Consider the following 17,213-nt stretch of genomic DNA (forward strand, 5'->3'; position numbering starts at 1 on the left):
ACGTCCGACTTACGATAGGTGGCCTTAGCACTCTTGGTTAGGGATTGCTAAGAATCATACGGAATAGTTTTATAATCCGGTACTTAAATTGCGGAGGAGACACATGAATCTAAAGCCCCTTGGTGACAAGGTCGTTGTTGAAGTGATCGAAGAATCACAGACGACGGCGAGCGGTATTGTACTGCCCGACACCGCACAGGAGAAGAGCCAGCGTGGGAAGGTCCTCGCTGTTGGTAGTGGCAAGGTTCTAGAGAGTGGTGAACGCGTTGCTCTAGAAGTTGCCGAAGGAGACACCGTGGTGTTCGCCAAATATGGTGGTACCGAGGTTAGTCTTGAGGGTAAGGAACTAATGGTTCTCTCTGAGCGTGACATTCACGCCATCGTCCAGTAACAGGAGCGCACAAATGGCTAAAGAGCTGATTTTTAAGGAAGAAGCCCGTCGGAGTCTCGAGCGAGGCGTTAACGCTGTAGCAAACGCCGTAAAGGTTACTCTCGGCCCGAAGGGCCGTAATGTAGTGCTCGAGAAAAAGTTCGGTAGTCCCACCATAACCAAAGATGGGGTTACCGTTGCTAAAGATATTGAACTTAATAATCATTTGGAGAACGTAGGCGCAAAACTCCTAATCGAGATTGCCAGCAAGACCAACGATATCACTGGTGATGGCACTACAACCGCCACCGTGTTAGGTCAATCTATTGTTCGAGAAGGCCTCCGGAATGTAGCAGCGGGTGCTAATCCACTTGCTTTGAAACGGGGAATCGATAAGGCAGTTGAGGCGGCAGTAACTAGCATTCAGGGTATGTCTCAGGCTGTGGAGGATAGCAAAGCTGTTGCCGAGGTTGCTGCGATTAGCGCCAACGAGCATGCTGTCGGTGAATTGATTGCTGATGCGATGGATAAAGTTGGTCGCGATGGAGTAATTACGGTTGAAGAGTCCAAGGGACTCGATACGGAACTCGATGTTGTTGATGGAATGCAGTTCGATAAAGGGTACTTGAGCCCTTACTTTATTACTGATTCGGACGCCATGGAAGCTATCCTTGAGGATCCGTACATTCTTATCCACGAAAAGAAGATTAGTGCTTTAAAGGACCTATTACCGTTATTAGAGCAAGTTGCACAGACTGGTAAGCCATTTCTAATCATTGCCGAGGATCTCGAGGGCGAAGCTCTTGCTACCTTGGTGGTTAATCGTCTACGCGGAACGTTAAATGTTGCTGCTGTAAAGGCCCCCGGTTTCGGTGATCGCCGTAAAGAAATGCTCAAGGACATTGCTTCAGTCACCGGTGGCGAAATGATTAGCGAGGAACTAGGTCACAAACTTGAGAATGTCTCGTTAAGTCAGTTAGGTAGCGCCAAGAGAGTCCGGATTTCCAAGGACGAGACTACTGTCATTGAAGGTCAGGGTGATAGTGGTGAGATCGAAAGTCGCGTTAAGGGTATCAAGGCCGAGATAGATACTACTGATAGCGATTATGCTCGCGAGAAGCTTCAAGAGCGGCTAGCCAAACTAGCTGGTGGAGTAGCCGTAATTCGTGTTGGAGCTGCTACTGAAACAGAATTAAAGGAAAAGAAGCATCGTTTTGAGGATGCCCTATCGACAGCAAGATCAGCTGTTGAGGAGGGGATTGTCGCAGGAGGCGGTGTTACCCTTATTCACGTACTTGATGCTGTCGAAAAGGTTTCAAATGATCTTGAAGGTGACGAACGCACTGGTGCGTTGATTTTGATGCGAGCACTTGAGGAGCCAGCACGCCAAATTGCTGCTAATGCTGGTGCGGAAGGATCGGTCGTAGTGAATGCCATCATGAATACCAACGATGGGCGTTACGGCTATGATGCTGCCAACGATGATTACGTAGATGACATGTTCGCTGCGGGTATTGTCGATCCGGCAAAAGTGACTCGTACTGCTTTGCAGAACGCCGCCTCGATTGGTGGCCTCATGCTTACTACCGAGGCGGTTATTGCTGATATGCCTGAGAAGGAAGCGCCTCCGGCTGGTGCTGGCGGTCCACCTGACATGGGCGGCATGGGCGGCATGGGCGGCATGGATTTCTGACCATCCGTAATTAACTAGTAAAAGTATTGGTTTCTGGATCGAACAACAATGTGGTGGACTTAATATTAAGTCCACCCCATTGTCAATGTTAAGAACATTTTGGCAGATGTCACAGGCTTGTTAGACAACGGTCAGTATTTTGGCACCGGCTAATATGTTTTGTTCAACTTAATTCTCTAAGAGAGACTGGCCGGTCATCTCCTTTGGTTGACTCAATCCCAGTAATTGTAAAACGGTCGGAGCCACATCTCCGAGAATTCCTCCTGCCCTAAGTTTCAGTTGTCTATCACTGCCGACCAAAATGCATGGCACAGGGTTGGTAGTGTGAGCGGTATGTGGCTCACCATCCTTCGCGCTCATCGTTTCGGCGTTACCGTGATCGGATAAGATAATGGCCGTTCCTCCTCTGGCCTGTACTGCTTCTACAATCATGCCCATACCGCTATCAGCAGCTTCGCAGGCTTTTACTGTAGCCTCAAAAATGCCGGTGTGGCCGACCATATCGGGGTTGGCAAAGTTTACCAAGATGAAGTCATCACGAACACTGAGGAGTCGCTTGACTGACTCGTTAGCTAGATCAGTAGCACTCATTTCCGGCTTTAAATCATACGTTGCTACTTTTGGCGAGGGCACTAAGAGGCGATCCTCTCCAGGGAAAGACTGCTCTCGTCTAGCGTTGAAGAAGTATGTCACATGAGCATATTTTTCTGACTCAGCAGAATGATACTGAATCAATCCCGAGTTGCTCAATACCTCAGCAAGACAGTTCTTGAGTGGTGGCATTTCAAATGCGAATGGAGTCTTAAACGACGAGTCAATTTCCATAAGAGAAGCAAAACGCAAATCTGGCGTTTTTATTCGAGGGAATTCAGCCCATTCTGAATTACTTATTAGGGCACGCGATAACTGACGAGCCCTATCAGCTCGGAAGTTAAAGAATACTAAGGAATCACCGTTGTTGATAGGGCCAACCGGTTGGCCATTTTTTGTTATGACGGTAGGGCTCAGGAACTCGTCTGTTTCGCCGCGCGTATACGCGGTTTCAACAGCTTCAATACCAGAGTTAGTCTTTTTGTCGGCTTTGCCCGCCACTATTGCATCGAATGCCCGAGATGTCCGGGACCAGCGATTGTCTCTATCCATAGCGAAGTAACGTCCCGAAACTGTAGCGATTTGGATATTGTGATTGAGAGATACTATGAAGTCTTGAAGTTCTTGTACGTATTGCAAGCCACTTGTAGGCGAAGTGTCACGGCCATCGGTAAAAACATGTACGTAGACGGGGCTAGTTCCTTTCAGCTTTGCTAACTTCAAAAGAGCGAAGAGGTGGTTTAGATCGCTGTGTACACCACCTCTACTTACCAGCCCTAGAAGGTGTAACGCTTGTTTTTCCACATGAAAACTGTTAGTTAAAACCGGGTTATCGAAAAAAGTGTTGGTATTGATCTGTTGTTGAATATAACTTAGGCTTTGCGGAACTACCCGACCTGCACCAATGTTCAAATGACCTACCTCACTATTACCAATTTGGCCCAGTGGGAGTCCTACGGCGGCACCCGATGCTTCCAGAGTGGTAAAAGGATGCGTTTTACGGTATCGATCGAAATTTGGGGTGGTGGCTCTAGATACTGCGTTGCTAGAGCTATCTGGCGCGATACCGAAGCCGTCGAGAATGATGACCGCAATAGGTTTAGACATAACTTCCTCTCAAAGTGAGCAAACTATAACTGGTGCTATTGGAACTCGCTAAATTAATTTTTTAAAGACCTGAGTTAGTTTTGGGGGAAGGTTATTAAAATCTTCCGAAGAGATATTAGTAAGGGATCGTTCTAGCCGTAGGGCTAGAAAACAGCAGGCTGCTGTTTTCAGTTGAGCACTTATAATGGGGTCAGTAAGGGCTTGAGGCAATAGTTCGTTGAGTTGCGTCAAGAGAGTTTGTTTTGCCAAATGACGGGCAACGTTACGTTCCTCCATGCTTAGTTCAGGTGTAACCGCATCAGGTTTTACCGTGAAAGTACGACTGGCCCTTTGTACGTTGCTTTGAGATGTATACCGCTGACAAGTATCACATAATCCTTGCTTCGGAGATATGGAGCTGCATAAAAAGCATGGGGTCCATCCTTCAGCTTCTTTGCGAGCGCGATAGGTAAGCATGGCTCGTCCCGCCTGCATAGCTTGACTGGCAAGATCCTTAGGCAAATTGAGTTCATCAAGTTGGAGAGCTAGTTGGTTAAGAGCTATCGGATCCAATGAAACGTCTAAGGAGCTAGGTTCATTTTCTTTCGAACGTGTTTTTAAGGCGGGCCGACCAGTGCGGAAACGTAAATCCTTTACCTCGTTAATATCGAAACGATCGCGGTAGGCATCTAAGAACCGTTCTCGCTGCATAGAAAGATGCATAGAAGTTTCGCTGTCAGGAACGTCAACGTAAAGGATGCCGTCCTTAAAAGATCGGCCGGTGGTAAAGCTGCCCAATTCTGGGCCGGCAATTTTGGGCCACAAAAGAACTACCTCGGCTCTACGAATGGCTCGCTTAATTCCTTTACGCTGGAAAAGTTTAGTGAGCAAGTAGGATACGTGTCGAGTGTCACGAGGCAACTATGGTTCCCCCATCTATTCGAAAGTCGTTGTGGGTCCCGGGTGGTGGTTCGGTCCCACTAACCAAAGCTTGAGAACTTGTGTTGGCTAAATCTAGCAGAAATTCTCTACGAGAAGCATCAAGTTCAGCACTGAAGTCGTCAAGTAGTAAAATCGGCGTTTCCTGATGTTTTGTTTCTAGCAGTCTGAATTCGGCTATCCGGAGTGCGAGGGCCGTAGTTCTTGCCTCACCCCGAGATCCATAAGTTTGAATGCTATGACCGGAAAGTCGCAGGTCTAGGTCGTCCCGATGAGGCCCAACAACTGTAATACCTCTGACTTTTTCTTCAGGTCGACTGGCGATTAGAGCTTCAGTAAACGGTAGATCACCGTAGGCTCGCTTCAGGGTGATAGTAAGTGGTTTTAGCGGACCAGCAATGTCTCGGTAAGCTTGGTTTGAAAGCTCCTCAATACGTACAGATACCCTTGTTCGTAAGCTGTCTATTTCTTGGGCTAGATTTGAAAGGCGTTCAGTCCATATATCTAGAGAGGTTCCTGCATTATGAGATTTTAGACAGGCATTTCGTTGTTCCACAACGCGATTATACTCGCGAAGAATGACCGTATAGCGAGGGGATAGCTTGGATAGTACCCCATCAATGTAACCACGTCTTTTTGAAGGAGATCCGTGTATAAGCTCGGCGTCATCTGGTGCTATCAGTACTGCGCTACTGATCCGAGAGATGTCTTGGGTACGAGCAATTTGACCGTCAATCTTCAAAATTTTTCGTCCTGGGGATAGGCCAACTTCGATAGAGTTTAGCCCTAACTGATTTTCTATAACAACCCCGATGTGGGCCTGCTCTTGCCCTAAAGATACTGACTCTGCTATTCGTTTCCCTACTAATTCTCCTGTTAGTCCTAGGTAAGCAGCATGAAACAAGTTAGATTTCCCCGCAGCATTTGGGACAACTACGCCTGTAATTCCTCCCTTGAAACAAAGAGAAGGTGTAACCAAATTACGGAAATTCAAAAGGGAGAGAGAGTAAAGTCTCACTTGACTAGTCTAACTCCCTGTTAATTGGAATCATGTTGACTTTGTTTTTAGGTAGGCAAAAAAGGTTATGTTTTATTGGTTTTGAGTATTGGTTGAAGTAGTGAGTTCAGTATTGTTGATAGGGGTATCAGTTTAGATCTGAGGAGTTATCTTATTTGCTTCTTCCGGTAAATTGCGTGATAGGGTTCCATCCTTTAACGTTTTGCATTGGACTAAAATACGGACGCTAATTGGTTATGAGAGACCGGAATCTTTGAATAAAGACTATTCGCAGAATGTTTCTAAAAAATAAACCTGCATTTTGTTTACAGAGCCCATTCTTACTGAAATACAGGTGTGTAAATATTATTCGGAATCGTTATGATTTATGTTAAGGTGAGGTTATGTTTTTGGATCCCCTTGTTTTACGGAGGGATTTTCCTATTTTGGACCGGCAGATCAATGGTAAGCCACTCGTTTATCTCGATAGTGCAGCGTCTTCACAAAAGCCGAAGCAGGTAATTGAAGCAATGACTGAATATTATTACCACCACCATGCCAATGTACATCGGGGGGCACATACGCTTGCTAGCGAAGCCACGCAAATGTATGAAGCAGCGCGCTGCAAGGTGGCTGGTTTCATAGGGGCAACAGATCCGGCCTCAGTGGTGTTCACCCGTAATACAACTGAAGCCATGAATCTAGTTGCGTATAGCTGGGCTAGGACTAATTTAGTAGCTGGCGACGAGATTGTCGTTACAGAAGCGGAACATCACGCTAATCTTGTGCCTTGGCACCAGCTAGTCGAAGAGCGTGATGTTCGCTTGCGGGTTGTGAGTTTAAGTTCGGACCATAGAACTCACCTTGAGGCTTTTCAAGAAGCAGTCACCAAGCGTACTCGATTGGTTTCTACCTGGCACATGTCGAATGTGCTTGGAGCTATCAACCCAATCGAGGAGATTGCTGATATCGCACATGCTGTCGGAGCATTATTGCTAGTGGATGGGGCTCAAGCAGTTCCTCACCTACCAGTAAATGTAGAATCGCTCGGTGCGGACTTTTATGCTATCAGCGGCCACAAAATGTGTGGTCCTACCGGGATAGGAGCTCTCTGGGCAAAACCTGAGATTCTCCGAGAGATGCCCCCGTTTATGGGAGGGGGGGAAATGATTGAAAGGGTAGCGTTGGAGGCTAGTACTTATGCGGATATTCCGACTCGGTTTGAGGCTGGAACCCCTAGTATTGCTGAAGCTATTGGGTTTGGTGCTGCTGTTGACTATCTTGAAACTATCACTATGGAAGCAATTGCAAAGCATGACGCGGAGCTAGTAAGTTACGCTTTAAATAGCTTAAAGGCCATTGAGGGTATCACTCTGTATGGTCCAGAGGGTGCTGATCGCGGCGGTATTGTCGCCTTTAACGTTGAAGGTGTACATCCTCATGATGTTGCAACTGCTCTTGACCAGGAAGGTATTGCGGTGCGGGCTGGTAAGCATTGCGCTCACCCTCTCATGGATGCGTTAGAGGCCCCCTCAATGGTGCGAGCGAGCTTCTACTTTTACAATACAGAGACAGAGATTGATCAGCTCTCATATGGACTCCAAAAGGCCCACGAATTTTTTACGGCTTTCTCCTGAGCAGGAGGGAATGTTGTGGCGTTTCTTGACAACCTCTACAAAGAAATAATTCTCGAGCACTATAAGAGACCCCGCAATCGTCGTGAGATACTTGATGCTACCGTGATCCAAGACGGTATTAATCCTTCGTGCGGCGATGAGCTGGAACTATATTTAGTCATAGATAGTGGGGTTATCAGTCAGGTCGGATTTATTGGTGAGGGTTGTGCAATTAGTCAGGCGAGTGCGTCGATGATGACCGAAGCAATTCAGGGGAAGTCAGTATTGCAAGCCCTTAAGACAAGTGAAAGTTTCAAGAAAATGATTCATAATGGCGAGCCTGATGAGGATTTAGGTGATTTGATAATGTTGCAGGGAGTTAGCAAGCTTCATGCTCGGGTAAAATGCGCAACCCTATCGTGGGTCACTCTTGAACGTGCTCTTGCAGAGGCTGATGAGTCGTAAAAGCCTCAAGGAGGTATAGGAGATTTACGGTAGCATTAGAATATGGACGTCTAAGGTAGAGATTGTTTACGATTAAATTAACTATATATTCAGAGAAGTATTCAGCATGCCAGATGTTAGATAATCCAGATAGGTTTCGATTCTTAAAAGTGGTTTTGAGGTAAATGAGGATAAGTATTGATTCGGTGGTCTGTTTACCTTAATATTTTGTTGCCCGCAAACCAGAAAGCCATCTCAATGCTTTAGTTCGTTCCCTATCTGAAACATAAGAATTCATAAGAACAGAGATGAACCAATACGTACTATGGTAGCCCCTTCTTCTATTGCTACTTCGAAGTCACCACTCATGCCCATTGACAAGACTGATAGCCCTAACTCATTGCATAGTTTGCGTAATCTTTGGAATGAAGCTCTTGACATTTCAGGATTAGGGTTAAAAGGTGCCATTCCCATTAGTCCCTCAACAGAAACGTGTTTTAACGTTCGGGTGTAGTCTAATAGAGCTGCTGCGTTTTCTGGTTCAATGCCTAGTTTGGTTGCTTCCCCCGTCATATTCACTTCGATGAGGGTACGGAAGCGGTGATTTAGTTTCAAGCCCTGCAATTCTAGGGCATCAGCTAACTTATGAGAGTTTAGGGAGTGAATAAGGTTTGCTTCGGTACAGTATTTAACCTTATTTCGCTGGAGGTTTCCCACTAGATGCCATTCGATGCCCTTAAGCGAAGAGGCTTTCTTCCTCCATTCTTGAATCCGATTCTCAGCAAGTATGCGATGTCCGTGGCTTAATACGGCGGTTTCGATCTCTTGCAGAGAGCGTCCTTTAGTTACTGCTACTAGTGTGATGTCTTCGATGTTTCGGCCTGAGCGTTTAGAAGCGTTAGCGATACGCTCCATAACTTCAGGAAACATGGAATATGTGATCTAAAGGACTATTAGAAACTATCCTTTGGAGTTTACAAAGAGGGCCGGCATCCACCTTCTTTGGCCTTAATTCTTTTTCGTGATGATTATAGTAAGCAGCTGAGCATCTGCTTGGATGGCATTTGAATCTCCACCTTAAAATGCATCGAAAGTGTCCCAACTTGACTTTCATGACCACGATTCACCCAAATCTTGATTCCATAATGCTCATTGTTTCGTAGTTAGAATTGGTTCTGTTTCAACGCCCATACCTTACCCTTCATTGACTTTAAAAGCCAAACTCACACCTAATTATCCTCCAATACTAGTAAAGGTTACTTTGTTAATAATGTAATTATTAGTAATTATTAAATGATCTATGAGAAGTTCTCACCGGAATCAATGTAGACTAATCTTAATGCTGCTCAGATCAGTTGTTATAGCCCTAGTTGTATTAGTCTCTTGGTGCGCATCGCAAGATCTCAAGGGGCCTCTTGCCGAAGTGGTAGTTGAAGGTACAGACAATTACACTGATTTGATTAAGGTGGTTATCAGTGCCCGACCAGGGACTCCGGTAGAGCGAATTCAACTTGAAGCTGAGAGAAATAGAATTTATTCACTTGGGACGTTCGAAGAGGTTTCTGTTAGCCTCCAGGACCGGGGTGCTGGTCCTGTACTGATGATAGTAGTTCGTGAGAACCCAAAAATATTTGAGGTGTCTTTTGACGGAGTTAAGGTGTTGGAAGCCCGATCCTTAAAAGACTATATTAGCCGACAGAATCTGGTTGAAGCTGGTGGGGTATACAACACAATTAGAGCCGAAGAAGCTATACGTACGCTCCAGTCTGCTTACCGCCAGGTAGGGTTTCCTTTTGATGTGTCAGTTGTTCTGACTGTCGAGCCTGTCCCAGGGGCGGGGGATGGGTACATGGAGGATCCAGTTCGCCTCCGGTACGAAATAACCGAAAATCAGTCGGTTAATGAGATTGCTTATGAGGGTATAAGTGTAATTGAAATTCCTAGGCTTAAATCTTTGTTCCGTCCGTTACGCGATAGGGAAGAGGGGTTTGATCTTAGAATCTTTAAGGCAGCTATTGATTCTATTTCAGATGAATATCAAAGTCTTGGATATCGTCAAAGTGGTGTCAATACAGATACTACCGAACTAGTTGATGGTGTGTTGACTATACGTTTTCGAGAGCTTCGTATTATTAGTATTGATACCACAGCGATTGGGATAGATCCTAAAGAGTTGAGTTCTGAAATTGGTGATCTATTTAATTTTGATGTGCTTTTGGAGGATGTTAGACGAATCTCAAAGGGTCGAAGTAGTGATGTAAGGCTGGTACCACGGGTAATTCCTGCCACAGGTGAAGTTCGCGTGATATTCGAGCTAGGCCCTCCGGAAACTGCCGGGCCCGTAGCCCAGATTAGGATTGAAGGTAACACTGTACTAGATGCAGAAGAGATCCTAGAAGTTCTTGAACTTCGAAAAGGCGATACTTTTACGTCTACGTTAGCGGAGGAAGACTTTTTCAAGATTAGGGACCGATATGCCGAGGATGGTTATCTTATTTTGAACCAGTCAGATTTTAATTATCTTGATGGTGTATATGTGCAACGCATTACCGAACTTAGGATTTCTGATTATCGAGTTACGTTTAGGGGCGGTAAAGATAACTCCGAAGAATTTCTTGTAACCCGCCAAATGCCAAATGTAGGAACAGTAGCGAATGAGGCCTTTATTTTAGAAGGACTACGTGCTTTGGCTAAAGAGGGAGCCGTAAGGCCTCTTGGTCGGGAAATCATACCCACTGAGGACCCTGAAATGGTCATCGTGAATTTGATAGTCGAAGAAACTAATACTGGTCTTTTTACGCCCTCAGCTCAATACGCTACAAACAATGGATTTTCAGCAGCAGTGGCTTTCAGTGAGGCTAATTTTTTTGGTCGTGCACATAATATTAGTGCTGATTTGACTGCGCAGACATCAGACATAGGGTTCCAATTCGGTGCAGCTGTTAGTTACGCGATTCCTTGGGTATATTTTGACCGATTTGGTTTCCGCGATAATCGTACTTCTGTCGCGTTCTCGCTCTTCAGCGAACCTACGATTAACACGCCGTTAACTGCAGATGGTAGCCTCCGAGTTCTCCATCCTGATGCAACTGGTGATAACGACGAGGCAAATCTGGTGCGGGTTGGTGAATACACCTCAAGAAAGACTGGAGTTCGCCTTAGTGTCGGACGGTCAATATTTCAGGATACTTTTTTGAAAGCTAGCATGTCAGGGGGTGTTAGTCAGAATTGGCTAGAGCCACCAAGTACGTTGTGTACATTTGATCAGGCCGGAAATGTTGAAAATGGTGGAGCATGTTTCTTACCAGAGGACGAAGCGACCTCGTTCATCCCACTGGGCGGGCTCTCATCATTTGTGAGTACCCGTTTAACTTTTGACAATCGAGACAGTATAGATTTCCCTCGGACTGGGGTGGTTGCAACTTCACATGCAGGAATAGGATTCGGGAACGACCTTCGCGGCGACGATGGCGGTCGGCAGAATTATGTTTATCAACAGTTGGAATTTGGGGTTAAGACTTATGCAGCTTTGAAAGGTCTCGCTTCAAGAGGGAGAAATTCTAACCACGTCGTGGCATTTAGGGTTAATGCCGGTCATCAGCTTGGTAATAATTATCCTGCTAGTCGTAGATTTCTGGTTGGGCGAACCAATGTCGAAGCGACACTAATCCGCGGGTATAAGCTTATTGACTTTAATTTTTCCCGTACCTACCTTACAGGTAGCCTGGAATATCGTTACGATTTTGAGCTGGCTACAGCTGCCACCCAGACAGTTATTGGGATAGCTTTCGTTGACCTCGGCTATGCTTCTAGCATGAGTGATTATTCTGACTATGGTACTCCTGTAGTCGGGAGTGCTGGTCTCGGTGTACAGGTAAATCTAGGTTTTGGTGGCGTGTTGCTACCAGCCTTGCGCTTCGACTACGGGTTTAGTCAGCGGAATCCCAAAGGGGTATTTTCTTTTAGGTTAGGGCCAGTGTTTTAAAGGGCTAACCCAATTTTGTCAACATATTGAATTTTGAGAGTAGCCTCTTAAACTAAAAGAATGAATTTCTCCCCCAATATCTTGTTTATTGACCGACAGGTTTAGAGCTAAGGGGTAATTATCAAACAAGTGTTGTTTTTGGAAAATTAGCAGTCAGCTTATTCGGAGAATTTCATGTGCAATCTCTGATCCCGTATTTTGGTAATTAGGTGGGGTTTAAACGTTGAATAGGAAATGAAGTACGTCACCGTCAAGTACTTCGTAATTTTTCCCTTCTGTGCGTAACTTCCACTTTGCTCTAGCTTCTACTAACCCGCCAGTTAGGATTAGTTCTTCGTATGTAATTGCTTCTGCTCGAATAAATCCGCGCTCGAAATCAGAGTGGATTGTACCTGCTGCTTGGGGGGCCTTAGTGCAACGTGTTGTTGTCCAAGCTCTAACCTCTTTTGTGCTGGCGGTAAAGAAGGTGATTAGGTCTAAAACTCTATAACCTGTCCTTACTACTCTGTGCAAACCTGGTTCTTTTAGGCCAAGGTCTTTGAGGAATTCCAATGCTTCTTCTGTCTCGAGATCACTGAGTTCTTGTTCAATTTGAGCAGACACTAATACAATTTCGCTGGTGCCGGTAGCAGAGGCTATGGCTTTTTGGACGTCTTCTACATGTTGATTGCCTCCTAATATATCTTTTTCAGCTACATTGCATACGTAAAATATGGGTTTGGCAGTTAAAAGGTTTAAATCTCTCGGGAGATCGATATCAATATCTCGTGCTGGTCGGCCTTGCGAGAGATGTTCAATCATGACTTCAGTTTTTCCAAGAAGGATTTCATCAGCTTTGTTAGCTTTGGCGCTCCGTTGCAGTTTTTCAAGACGCCGCTCTAATGTTGCTATGTCAGCTAGAGCGAGCTCGTTATCAATAATTTCTATGTCTTCTAAAGGATTGATTCTTCCATCAACATGGACAACGTTTGGGTCCTCGAAACACCTTACTACATGGGCAATTGCAGAGACCTCACGAATGTGTGCTAGGAATTGATTTCCTAAACCATCACCTTGGCTAGCTCCCCTCACTAGGCCTGCTATGTCGACGAATTCTACGGTGGTGGGTATAAGGGGCGCCAAGTTTCCTGCCTTGCTATAAAGTTTTCCTAGGACCTCAAGCCGCTCATCTGGTACTGGTACGACGCCGATGTTTTTATCTATTGTCGCAAACGGATAGTTAGCCGCTTCAACACCTGCTCTGGTAAGAGCATTAAAAAGGGTGCTCTTGCCGACATTTGGTAGTCCTACTATTCCGATTCCAAGCATGCGATTGTCACCTTTGGCTTGTGAAGTTCTGTTCGAAGGAGGAGTATAACAGGTGCTAAGTGCATGGTATCCTCCCTCGCATGACATCACTAGAACACAGTACGGTCAGGGTTGGTCTTCTTGGTGCTGGAACTGTCGGAAGTGCATTGATGGGATTAGCCAGCAGAAGACGGGATTCAGGCTTTCAGGTAAGTCAAGTGTTAGTGCAAGATTTAAAGAAAAGTCGACCGGCTTCAGTGGCTAAGGAACTTCTTACATTAGATCCCGACGAAGTAGTTAGTAATAGCGATATTCTCGTAGATGTGATGGGCGGCGTCGGGCTTGCCACCAAACTAACTTTAAGATTTCTGGAAAGCGGTAAGACTGTGGTGACGGCGAATAAAGCCGCTCTAGCTGAACGTTGGTCAGATTTTATTCCTCATTTCGCAGAAGGACGGATTCACTTTGAAGCAGCGGTAATGGCTGGCACCCCAGTTGTCGGGCCTCTCTGGCAAGTCTTACGAAGTTCTCAGCCTCTTGAACTTCATGCGATTCTTAACGGAACTTGTAATTACATCGTTGGTCAACTTGAGGCTGGAATTAGTTACCCCGAGGCATTAGCAGAAGCTCAGCGGCTGGGTTTTGCGGAAGCAGATCCCACCTTGGACGTGGGAGGATATGATACGGCACATAAATTATGTCTTCTGGCGCGTCTCGGTTTTTCACCTGAGTTGTTATGGGAAAGCGTAAAGTCTGACACCCGCGGGATTAACCATTTGACTCCGATGATTATCCGCGAGGTAATGGAACAAGGGGGAAGGGTCCGGCTTGTCGGGAGTGTAGTTCCCCGGGATGAGAGTTGGCGGCTGTGTGTTCGGCCAGTTATTTTACCTGAAGACCACCCTCTCATCTCAGCTTCGGGAAGTAAGAATGGATTACTTTTTAGAGGTGATCCTGTAGGCGAGGTATTAATTTCTGGGCCGGGCGCGGGTGGAGGTCCTACAGCTAGTGCGGTATTGGCAGATATTGAAGCTGTGGTGCAAGGTCGATCTGGACCAAAACAACCGACGTTTGCTGCTTCAGTTCCGAGAGACTACTCATTTGAAGATCTTGTTGAATTGGAGTGAAAGTGGTGACGCCGACCTATCAGAGCACCCGAGGTAAGTCTCCAGATATTTCTTTTGATGAAGCTCTCATGAGTGGCCTCGCCCCGGATGGTGGACTGTACTTACCCTCTTCTTACCCACAACTTCCAGGAGATTGGAAAAGCGCTAAGTCGCTCATCAAGCTTGCTAGCATCATATTTTCGTTGTACGTCAATCAGAGAATACAGGCGAGCCTTTTTGAGGATGCTCTAGATTTTCCAATCCCCATCAAGATTTTATCCAGAGAACGCTATGTCCTTGAGTTATTTCATGGTCCTACATTGGCCTTTAAAGATATTGGCGCTCGGGTAATGGCAAGGATGATGCAAACTGCTTATCAGGATTCCCCTCAGAAACTAACAATTTTGGTTGCAACTTCTGGCGACACAGGTAGTGCCGTGGCTGACGCCTTTTCAGGACTTGATGGCATCGAGGTTGTTGTATTTTACCCGAAAGGCCTGGTTAGTCAATTACAAGAAACTCAACTTATCACTGTTAGGCCAGGGGTAAGGACGTTTGCTGTAAACGGGACTTTTGATGATTGTCAGCGCCTGGTTAAGGCGGCATTTTTAGAGCCCAGATTGAAAGGTATGTTGCTTACAAGTGCTAACTCCATCAATATTGGTCGACTTCTTCCCCAGGCCCTTTACTATCTTTGGGGAGCTCTAGAGGTGGAACGAATATCAGCTGGTAAGACACAAGAGATCGTCGTTTCAGTGCCTGGGGGTAACCTTGGCAACATAACCGGTGGGGTTCTTGCTACTCGAATGGGATTATCCGTTCGACGTTTTATAGCAGCTCATAATGACAATGACTATTTTCCGGAGTTTCTGGCAGGAAATCGATGTGCGTTTGACTTTAAGAATACGATTCCTACGATTTCTAATGCTATGGACGTAGGGGCACCAAGTAATTTTGAGCGTATACATGCTTTATCCCGCAATAGTAGCGATGAGGCCATTTGGGGGGTTAGTGTCGATGATGAGACCACACTAAAAAGAATTAGTATCACTGATTCTGAAGATGACTATATTGTTTGCCCTCATACCGCAGTGGCTCTTGAGGCAGCTGAGCGTTATCGACTCTGTACAGAGGATAATTCTCCAATACTAATACTCGGAACTGCTCATCCAGCGAAATTCCCAACTGCTTTAGAAAAAGCCCTCAAACGTCCTCCTCCCTATAGCGAGAGGTTAGAAGAGCTCAGATCACTGCCAACTAACTTCGAAGAATTAGAGCCAACTAAGGATGCTTTGATTGAAATGTTGCTTCAGCATGGTGGTTCGTAGGGACCCTCTACACTAGCACCCAAGCGTTTGACCTTACCTTCCTGGATAAGTTTTGCTAGATGCGCTAGAAGAGTTCCGTTGGCAGGGTAGACGAGTCTGTTGTCCAGCTTTGGATATATACTTTTCCGTAATTCAGATAGGGTGATCGTATGTTCTTTGGAGACGGCTTTTAACACTTGTTCCTCACGAGCGAGGCGGTGAGATCGCACCGTGCCTAATCGTTGATTCGGGTTACAGCATACTGGACCATGTCCGGGCCCCAGGATTTCGCTGTAAAGGCTTTGGGCTAGGTCCAGACTGCTCAGATAGGCTTTAATATTTCCGTCTGGAAGGCCTATCCAAGTTGAACCCTGTCCGGATACTAGATCGCCTACCAGGATAGCTTGGCCTTCTAATATTTCAAATATTACGTGTCCTGGGGTGTGACCAGGGGTGTGATGAGTTCTGACCAATTTGCTTCCAGCGGTTAGGACGGTCCCTCCCTTTAGAGTGGTTGTCTCAATATTGTTTGGCATATGGTTAGAATCGTCATCGTGAAGATAAATTGTAAGACCGGGTTTATGGGCAAGGAGTCTGCCCAGGCCAGCATTGTGGTCAGGATGTCCGTGAGTTAGCAAGACTGCTTTCAGCTCGTTAATCCTTGCGAGTTCGAAGAGCCTCAATACCTCGTGGTACGAATAATCGTCTTTAAATCCCGGATCAACAAGTAGGCCGATTCCTTTGTCAGCGATAAGATAAGTATTTGTCGTCTGGTTAGGGGGGAGGGTGTCACTTGGTACCTCTATTCGCCAGAGCCAGGGTAGTAGCTTTTCAGGAACAATGGGTTTCATTGGGGTGTGGTCAGTAACCGTAGAGCTGTTGTAAGAGTATCGCTTGGGTGGGTATTAATATCAGGAATAACGCCTCGTCCTTCCCAAGTTGCTCCTACTATGGGAGCCAGTACCCCGGTCGCTATCCAGGCCTGAGATCCATCTGGGAAGCAAAATGGCAATATGGCCTCAACATTGCCAGCTGTTTTCTCGCCGATCAACGTGGCTCTTCCGGTATTTTGGAGAGCACCAGCTAATCCTTCGGCGGCACTGTGCACGTCACTATCTATAAGGATAGCAAGGGGTAGTTTAGTTTCTATTACACCAAGGGCTGGGTAGGGTATAGGAAGTGTCCAGTTAGTAATGGTTCGCCATAAGAACCCCCGGGTGAAGATACCTGCCACCTGCATCATTGCCAACAAACGGCCACCGGGGTTGCCGCGTAGGTCCAATACTATTCCAGTAGCTTGTTGTTCAACTAGCATCCGAACTGCTTGTCGTACATGCTTGGCTACGTTTTTTGAGGCTAATTCAGGAAGTTTTATATAGCCGAGGCCGTTTAGCATTAATTCAAAATGGATAGTATCTGGCATTTTGTCGGCTTGCATAAAGATTCCGATACAGGGAAGATCTCCGTAGGTGGAGCTAAAGGCTTCTAATCGGTTGGGAGGTACAAAAATTGAGTGATTGTCGCCTAGTTCCAGGTACATATTTTCGAGAATAGTGTAGAAACTAGTCTCATTAGTAGCTTCCAGTGCCTTGGCGCTGTACAGCTTACGAATTTGGTCCCAATCAATGTCTTGTTCTTCTAGGTTCCAATAACGATCATTAACTAATCGCCAAGCAGCTTCGAAGCGATCTCTGTAGTCAGTCTGACTTAGGCCAAGAGAAGCTCCTAGTATTAGGGTTAGGGTGATAAATAAACGCCTCATCTTAGTGGAGTACTTTATTCGTGATGACAC

14 protein-coding genes are annotated in these 17,213 nt (G+C 45.9%); 7 read left to right on the forward strand and 7 right to left on the reverse strand.

Going from position 1 to position 17,213, the window contains the following annotated elements:
* The first annotated feature begins 103 nt into the window (after positions 1-103).
* On the forward strand, positions 104-391 hold the full coding sequence (locus CMO31_08035; protein MAZ53941.1) for a co-chaperone GroES: 288 nt from the start codon (positions 104-106) through the stop codon (positions 389-391).
* 13 nt (positions 392-404) lie between these two features.
* Complete coding sequence (groL, locus tag CMO31_08040; protein ID MAZ53942.1) at positions 405-2,063, forward strand: chaperonin GroEL; 1,659 nt, start codon at positions 405-407, stop codon at positions 2,061-2,063.
* 168 nt (positions 2,064-2,231) lie between these two features.
* Here the strand turns inward: groL and CMO31_08045 are convergent, their stop codons facing one another.
* Genes CMO31_08045 through CMO31_08055 form a run of 3 tightly spaced genes read right to left on the reverse strand, consistent with a single transcriptional unit; the run spans position 2,232 to position 5,697 of the window.
* Entirely contained in the window at positions 2,232-3,761 is a 1,530-nt protein-coding gene (locus CMO31_08045; GenBank protein MAZ53943.1) for a phosphoglycerate mutase (2,3-diphosphoglycerate-independent), read from the reverse strand.
* A 48-nt stretch (positions 3,762-3,809) separates the two neighbouring features.
* Positions 3,810-4,661, reverse strand: a complete 852-nt coding sequence (locus CMO31_08050) for a hypothetical protein (GenBank protein MAZ53944.1) — start codon at positions 4,659-4,661, stop codon at positions 3,810-3,812.
* Positions 4,651-5,697 (reverse strand): DNA replication and repair protein RecF, encoded by a 1,047-nt coding sequence (locus CMO31_08055; GenBank protein ID MAZ53945.1) that lies wholly within the window; start codon positions 5,695-5,697, stop codon positions 4,651-4,653. The genes CMO31_08050 and CMO31_08055 overlap by 11 nt, the downstream gene beginning before the upstream one ends.
* A gap of 383 nt (positions 5,698-6,080) precedes the next feature.
* On the opposite strand from CMO31_08055, the gene CMO31_08060 reads away from it, so the two are divergent.
* Both CMO31_08060 and CMO31_08065 read left to right on the forward strand, forming a co-directional pair.
* On the forward strand, positions 6,081-7,313 hold the full coding sequence (locus tag CMO31_08060; protein ID MAZ53946.1) for a cysteine desulfurase: 1,233 nt from the start codon (positions 6,081-6,083) through the stop codon (positions 7,311-7,313).
* 15 nt (positions 7,314-7,328) lie between these two features.
* Positions 7,329-7,757: an SUF system NifU family Fe-S cluster assembly protein gene (locus CMO31_08065; protein ID MAZ53947.1), complete on the forward strand. Its 429-nt coding sequence runs from the start codon at positions 7,329-7,331 to the stop codon at positions 7,755-7,757.
* 273 nt (positions 7,758-8,030) lie between these two features.
* Here CMO31_08065 and CMO31_08070 read toward each other — a convergent pair whose 3' ends face one another.
* The gene (locus CMO31_08070) at positions 8,031-8,666 is read right to left on the reverse strand and encodes a YggS family pyridoxal phosphate-dependent enzyme (GenBank protein MAZ53948.1); all 636 of its coding nucleotides are present in this window, start codon (positions 8,664-8,666) and stop codon (positions 8,031-8,033) included.
* 370 nt (positions 8,667-9,036) lie between these two features.
* On the opposite strand from CMO31_08070, the gene CMO31_08075 reads away from it, so the two are divergent.
* Entirely contained in the window at positions 9,037-11,721 is a 2,685-nt protein-coding gene (locus tag CMO31_08075; GenBank protein ID MAZ53949.1) for a hypothetical protein, read from the forward strand.
* Between the two features lie 216 nt (positions 11,722-11,937).
* Here the strand turns inward: CMO31_08075 and CMO31_08080 are convergent, their stop codons facing one another.
* Complete coding sequence (locus CMO31_08080; GenBank protein MAZ53950.1) at positions 11,938-13,029, reverse strand: redox-regulated ATPase YchF; 1,092 nt, start codon at positions 13,027-13,029, stop codon at positions 11,938-11,940.
* An 80-nt stretch (positions 13,030-13,109) separates the two neighbouring features.
* On the opposite strand from CMO31_08080, the gene CMO31_08085 reads away from it, so the two are divergent.
* Together CMO31_08085 and CMO31_08090 are read left to right on the forward strand one after the other, a co-directional pair.
* Entirely contained in the window at positions 13,110-14,135 is a 1,026-nt protein-coding gene (locus CMO31_08085) for a homoserine dehydrogenase (protein ID MAZ53951.1), read from the forward strand.
* A gap of 5 nt (positions 14,136-14,140) precedes the next feature.
* Entirely contained in the window at positions 14,141-15,442 is a 1,302-nt protein-coding gene (locus CMO31_08090; GenBank protein MAZ53952.1) for a threonine synthase, read from the forward strand.
* Here CMO31_08090 and CMO31_08095 read toward each other — a convergent pair.
* Together CMO31_08095 and CMO31_08100 are read right to left on the reverse strand one after the other, a co-directional pair.
* On the reverse strand, positions 15,424-16,272 hold the full coding sequence (locus tag CMO31_08095) for a hypothetical protein (GenBank protein ID MAZ53953.1): 849 nt from the start codon (positions 16,270-16,272) through the stop codon (positions 15,424-15,426). The genes CMO31_08090 and CMO31_08095 overlap by 19 nt on opposite strands.
* Positions 16,269-16,961: a hypothetical protein gene (locus tag CMO31_08100; protein ID MAZ53954.1), complete on the reverse strand. Its 693-nt coding sequence runs from the start codon at positions 16,959-16,961 to the stop codon at positions 16,269-16,271. The genes CMO31_08095 and CMO31_08100 overlap by 4 nt, the downstream gene beginning before the upstream one ends.
* Between the last annotated feature and the right edge of the window lie 252 nt (positions 16,962-17,213).

It is taken from the genome of Trueperaceae bacterium, from assembly GCA_002707365.1.
Lineage (GTDB): Bacteria > Deinococcota > Deinococci > Deinococcales > Trueperaceae > UBA6957.

Excerpts from the sequence above, each read along its gene's own strand:
- groL (MAZ53942.1), top strand. The coding sequence starts at position 405 with ATGGCTAAAGAGCTGATTTTTAAGGAAGAAGCCCGTCGGAGTCTCGAG.
- CMO31_08095 (MAZ53953.1), bottom strand. The coding sequence starts at position 16,272 with ATGAAACCCATTGTTCCTGAAAAGCTACTACCCTGGCTCTGGCGAATA.
- CMO31_08070 (MAZ53948.1), bottom strand. The coding sequence starts at position 8,666 with ATGTTTCCTGAAGTTATGGAGCGTATCGCTAACGCTTCTAAACGCTCA.
- CMO31_08085 (MAZ53951.1), top strand. The coding sequence starts at position 13,110 with ATGACATCACTAGAACACAGTACGGTCAGGGTTGGTCTTCTTGGTGCT.
- CMO31_08100 (MAZ53954.1), bottom strand. The coding sequence starts at position 16,961 with ATGTACCTGGAACTAGGCGACAATCACTCAATTTTTGTACCTCCCAAC.
- CMO31_08080 (MAZ53950.1), bottom strand. The coding sequence starts at position 13,029 with ATGCTTGGAATCGGAATAGTAGGACTACCAAATGTCGGCAAGAGCACC.
- CMO31_08060 (MAZ53946.1), top strand. The coding sequence starts at position 6,081 with ATGTTTTTGGATCCCCTTGTTTTACGGAGGGATTTTCCTATTTTGGAC.
- CMO31_08045 (MAZ53943.1), bottom strand. The coding sequence starts at position 3,761 with ATGTCTAAACCTATTGCGGTCATCATTCTCGACGGCTTCGGTATCGCG.
- CMO31_08035 (MAZ53941.1), top strand. The coding sequence starts at position 104 with ATGAATCTAAAGCCCCTTGGTGACAAGGTCGTTGTTGAAGTGATCGAA.
- CMO31_08075 (MAZ53949.1), top strand. The coding sequence starts at position 9,037 with ATGAGAAGTTCTCACCGGAATCAATGTAGACTAATCTTAATGCTGCTC.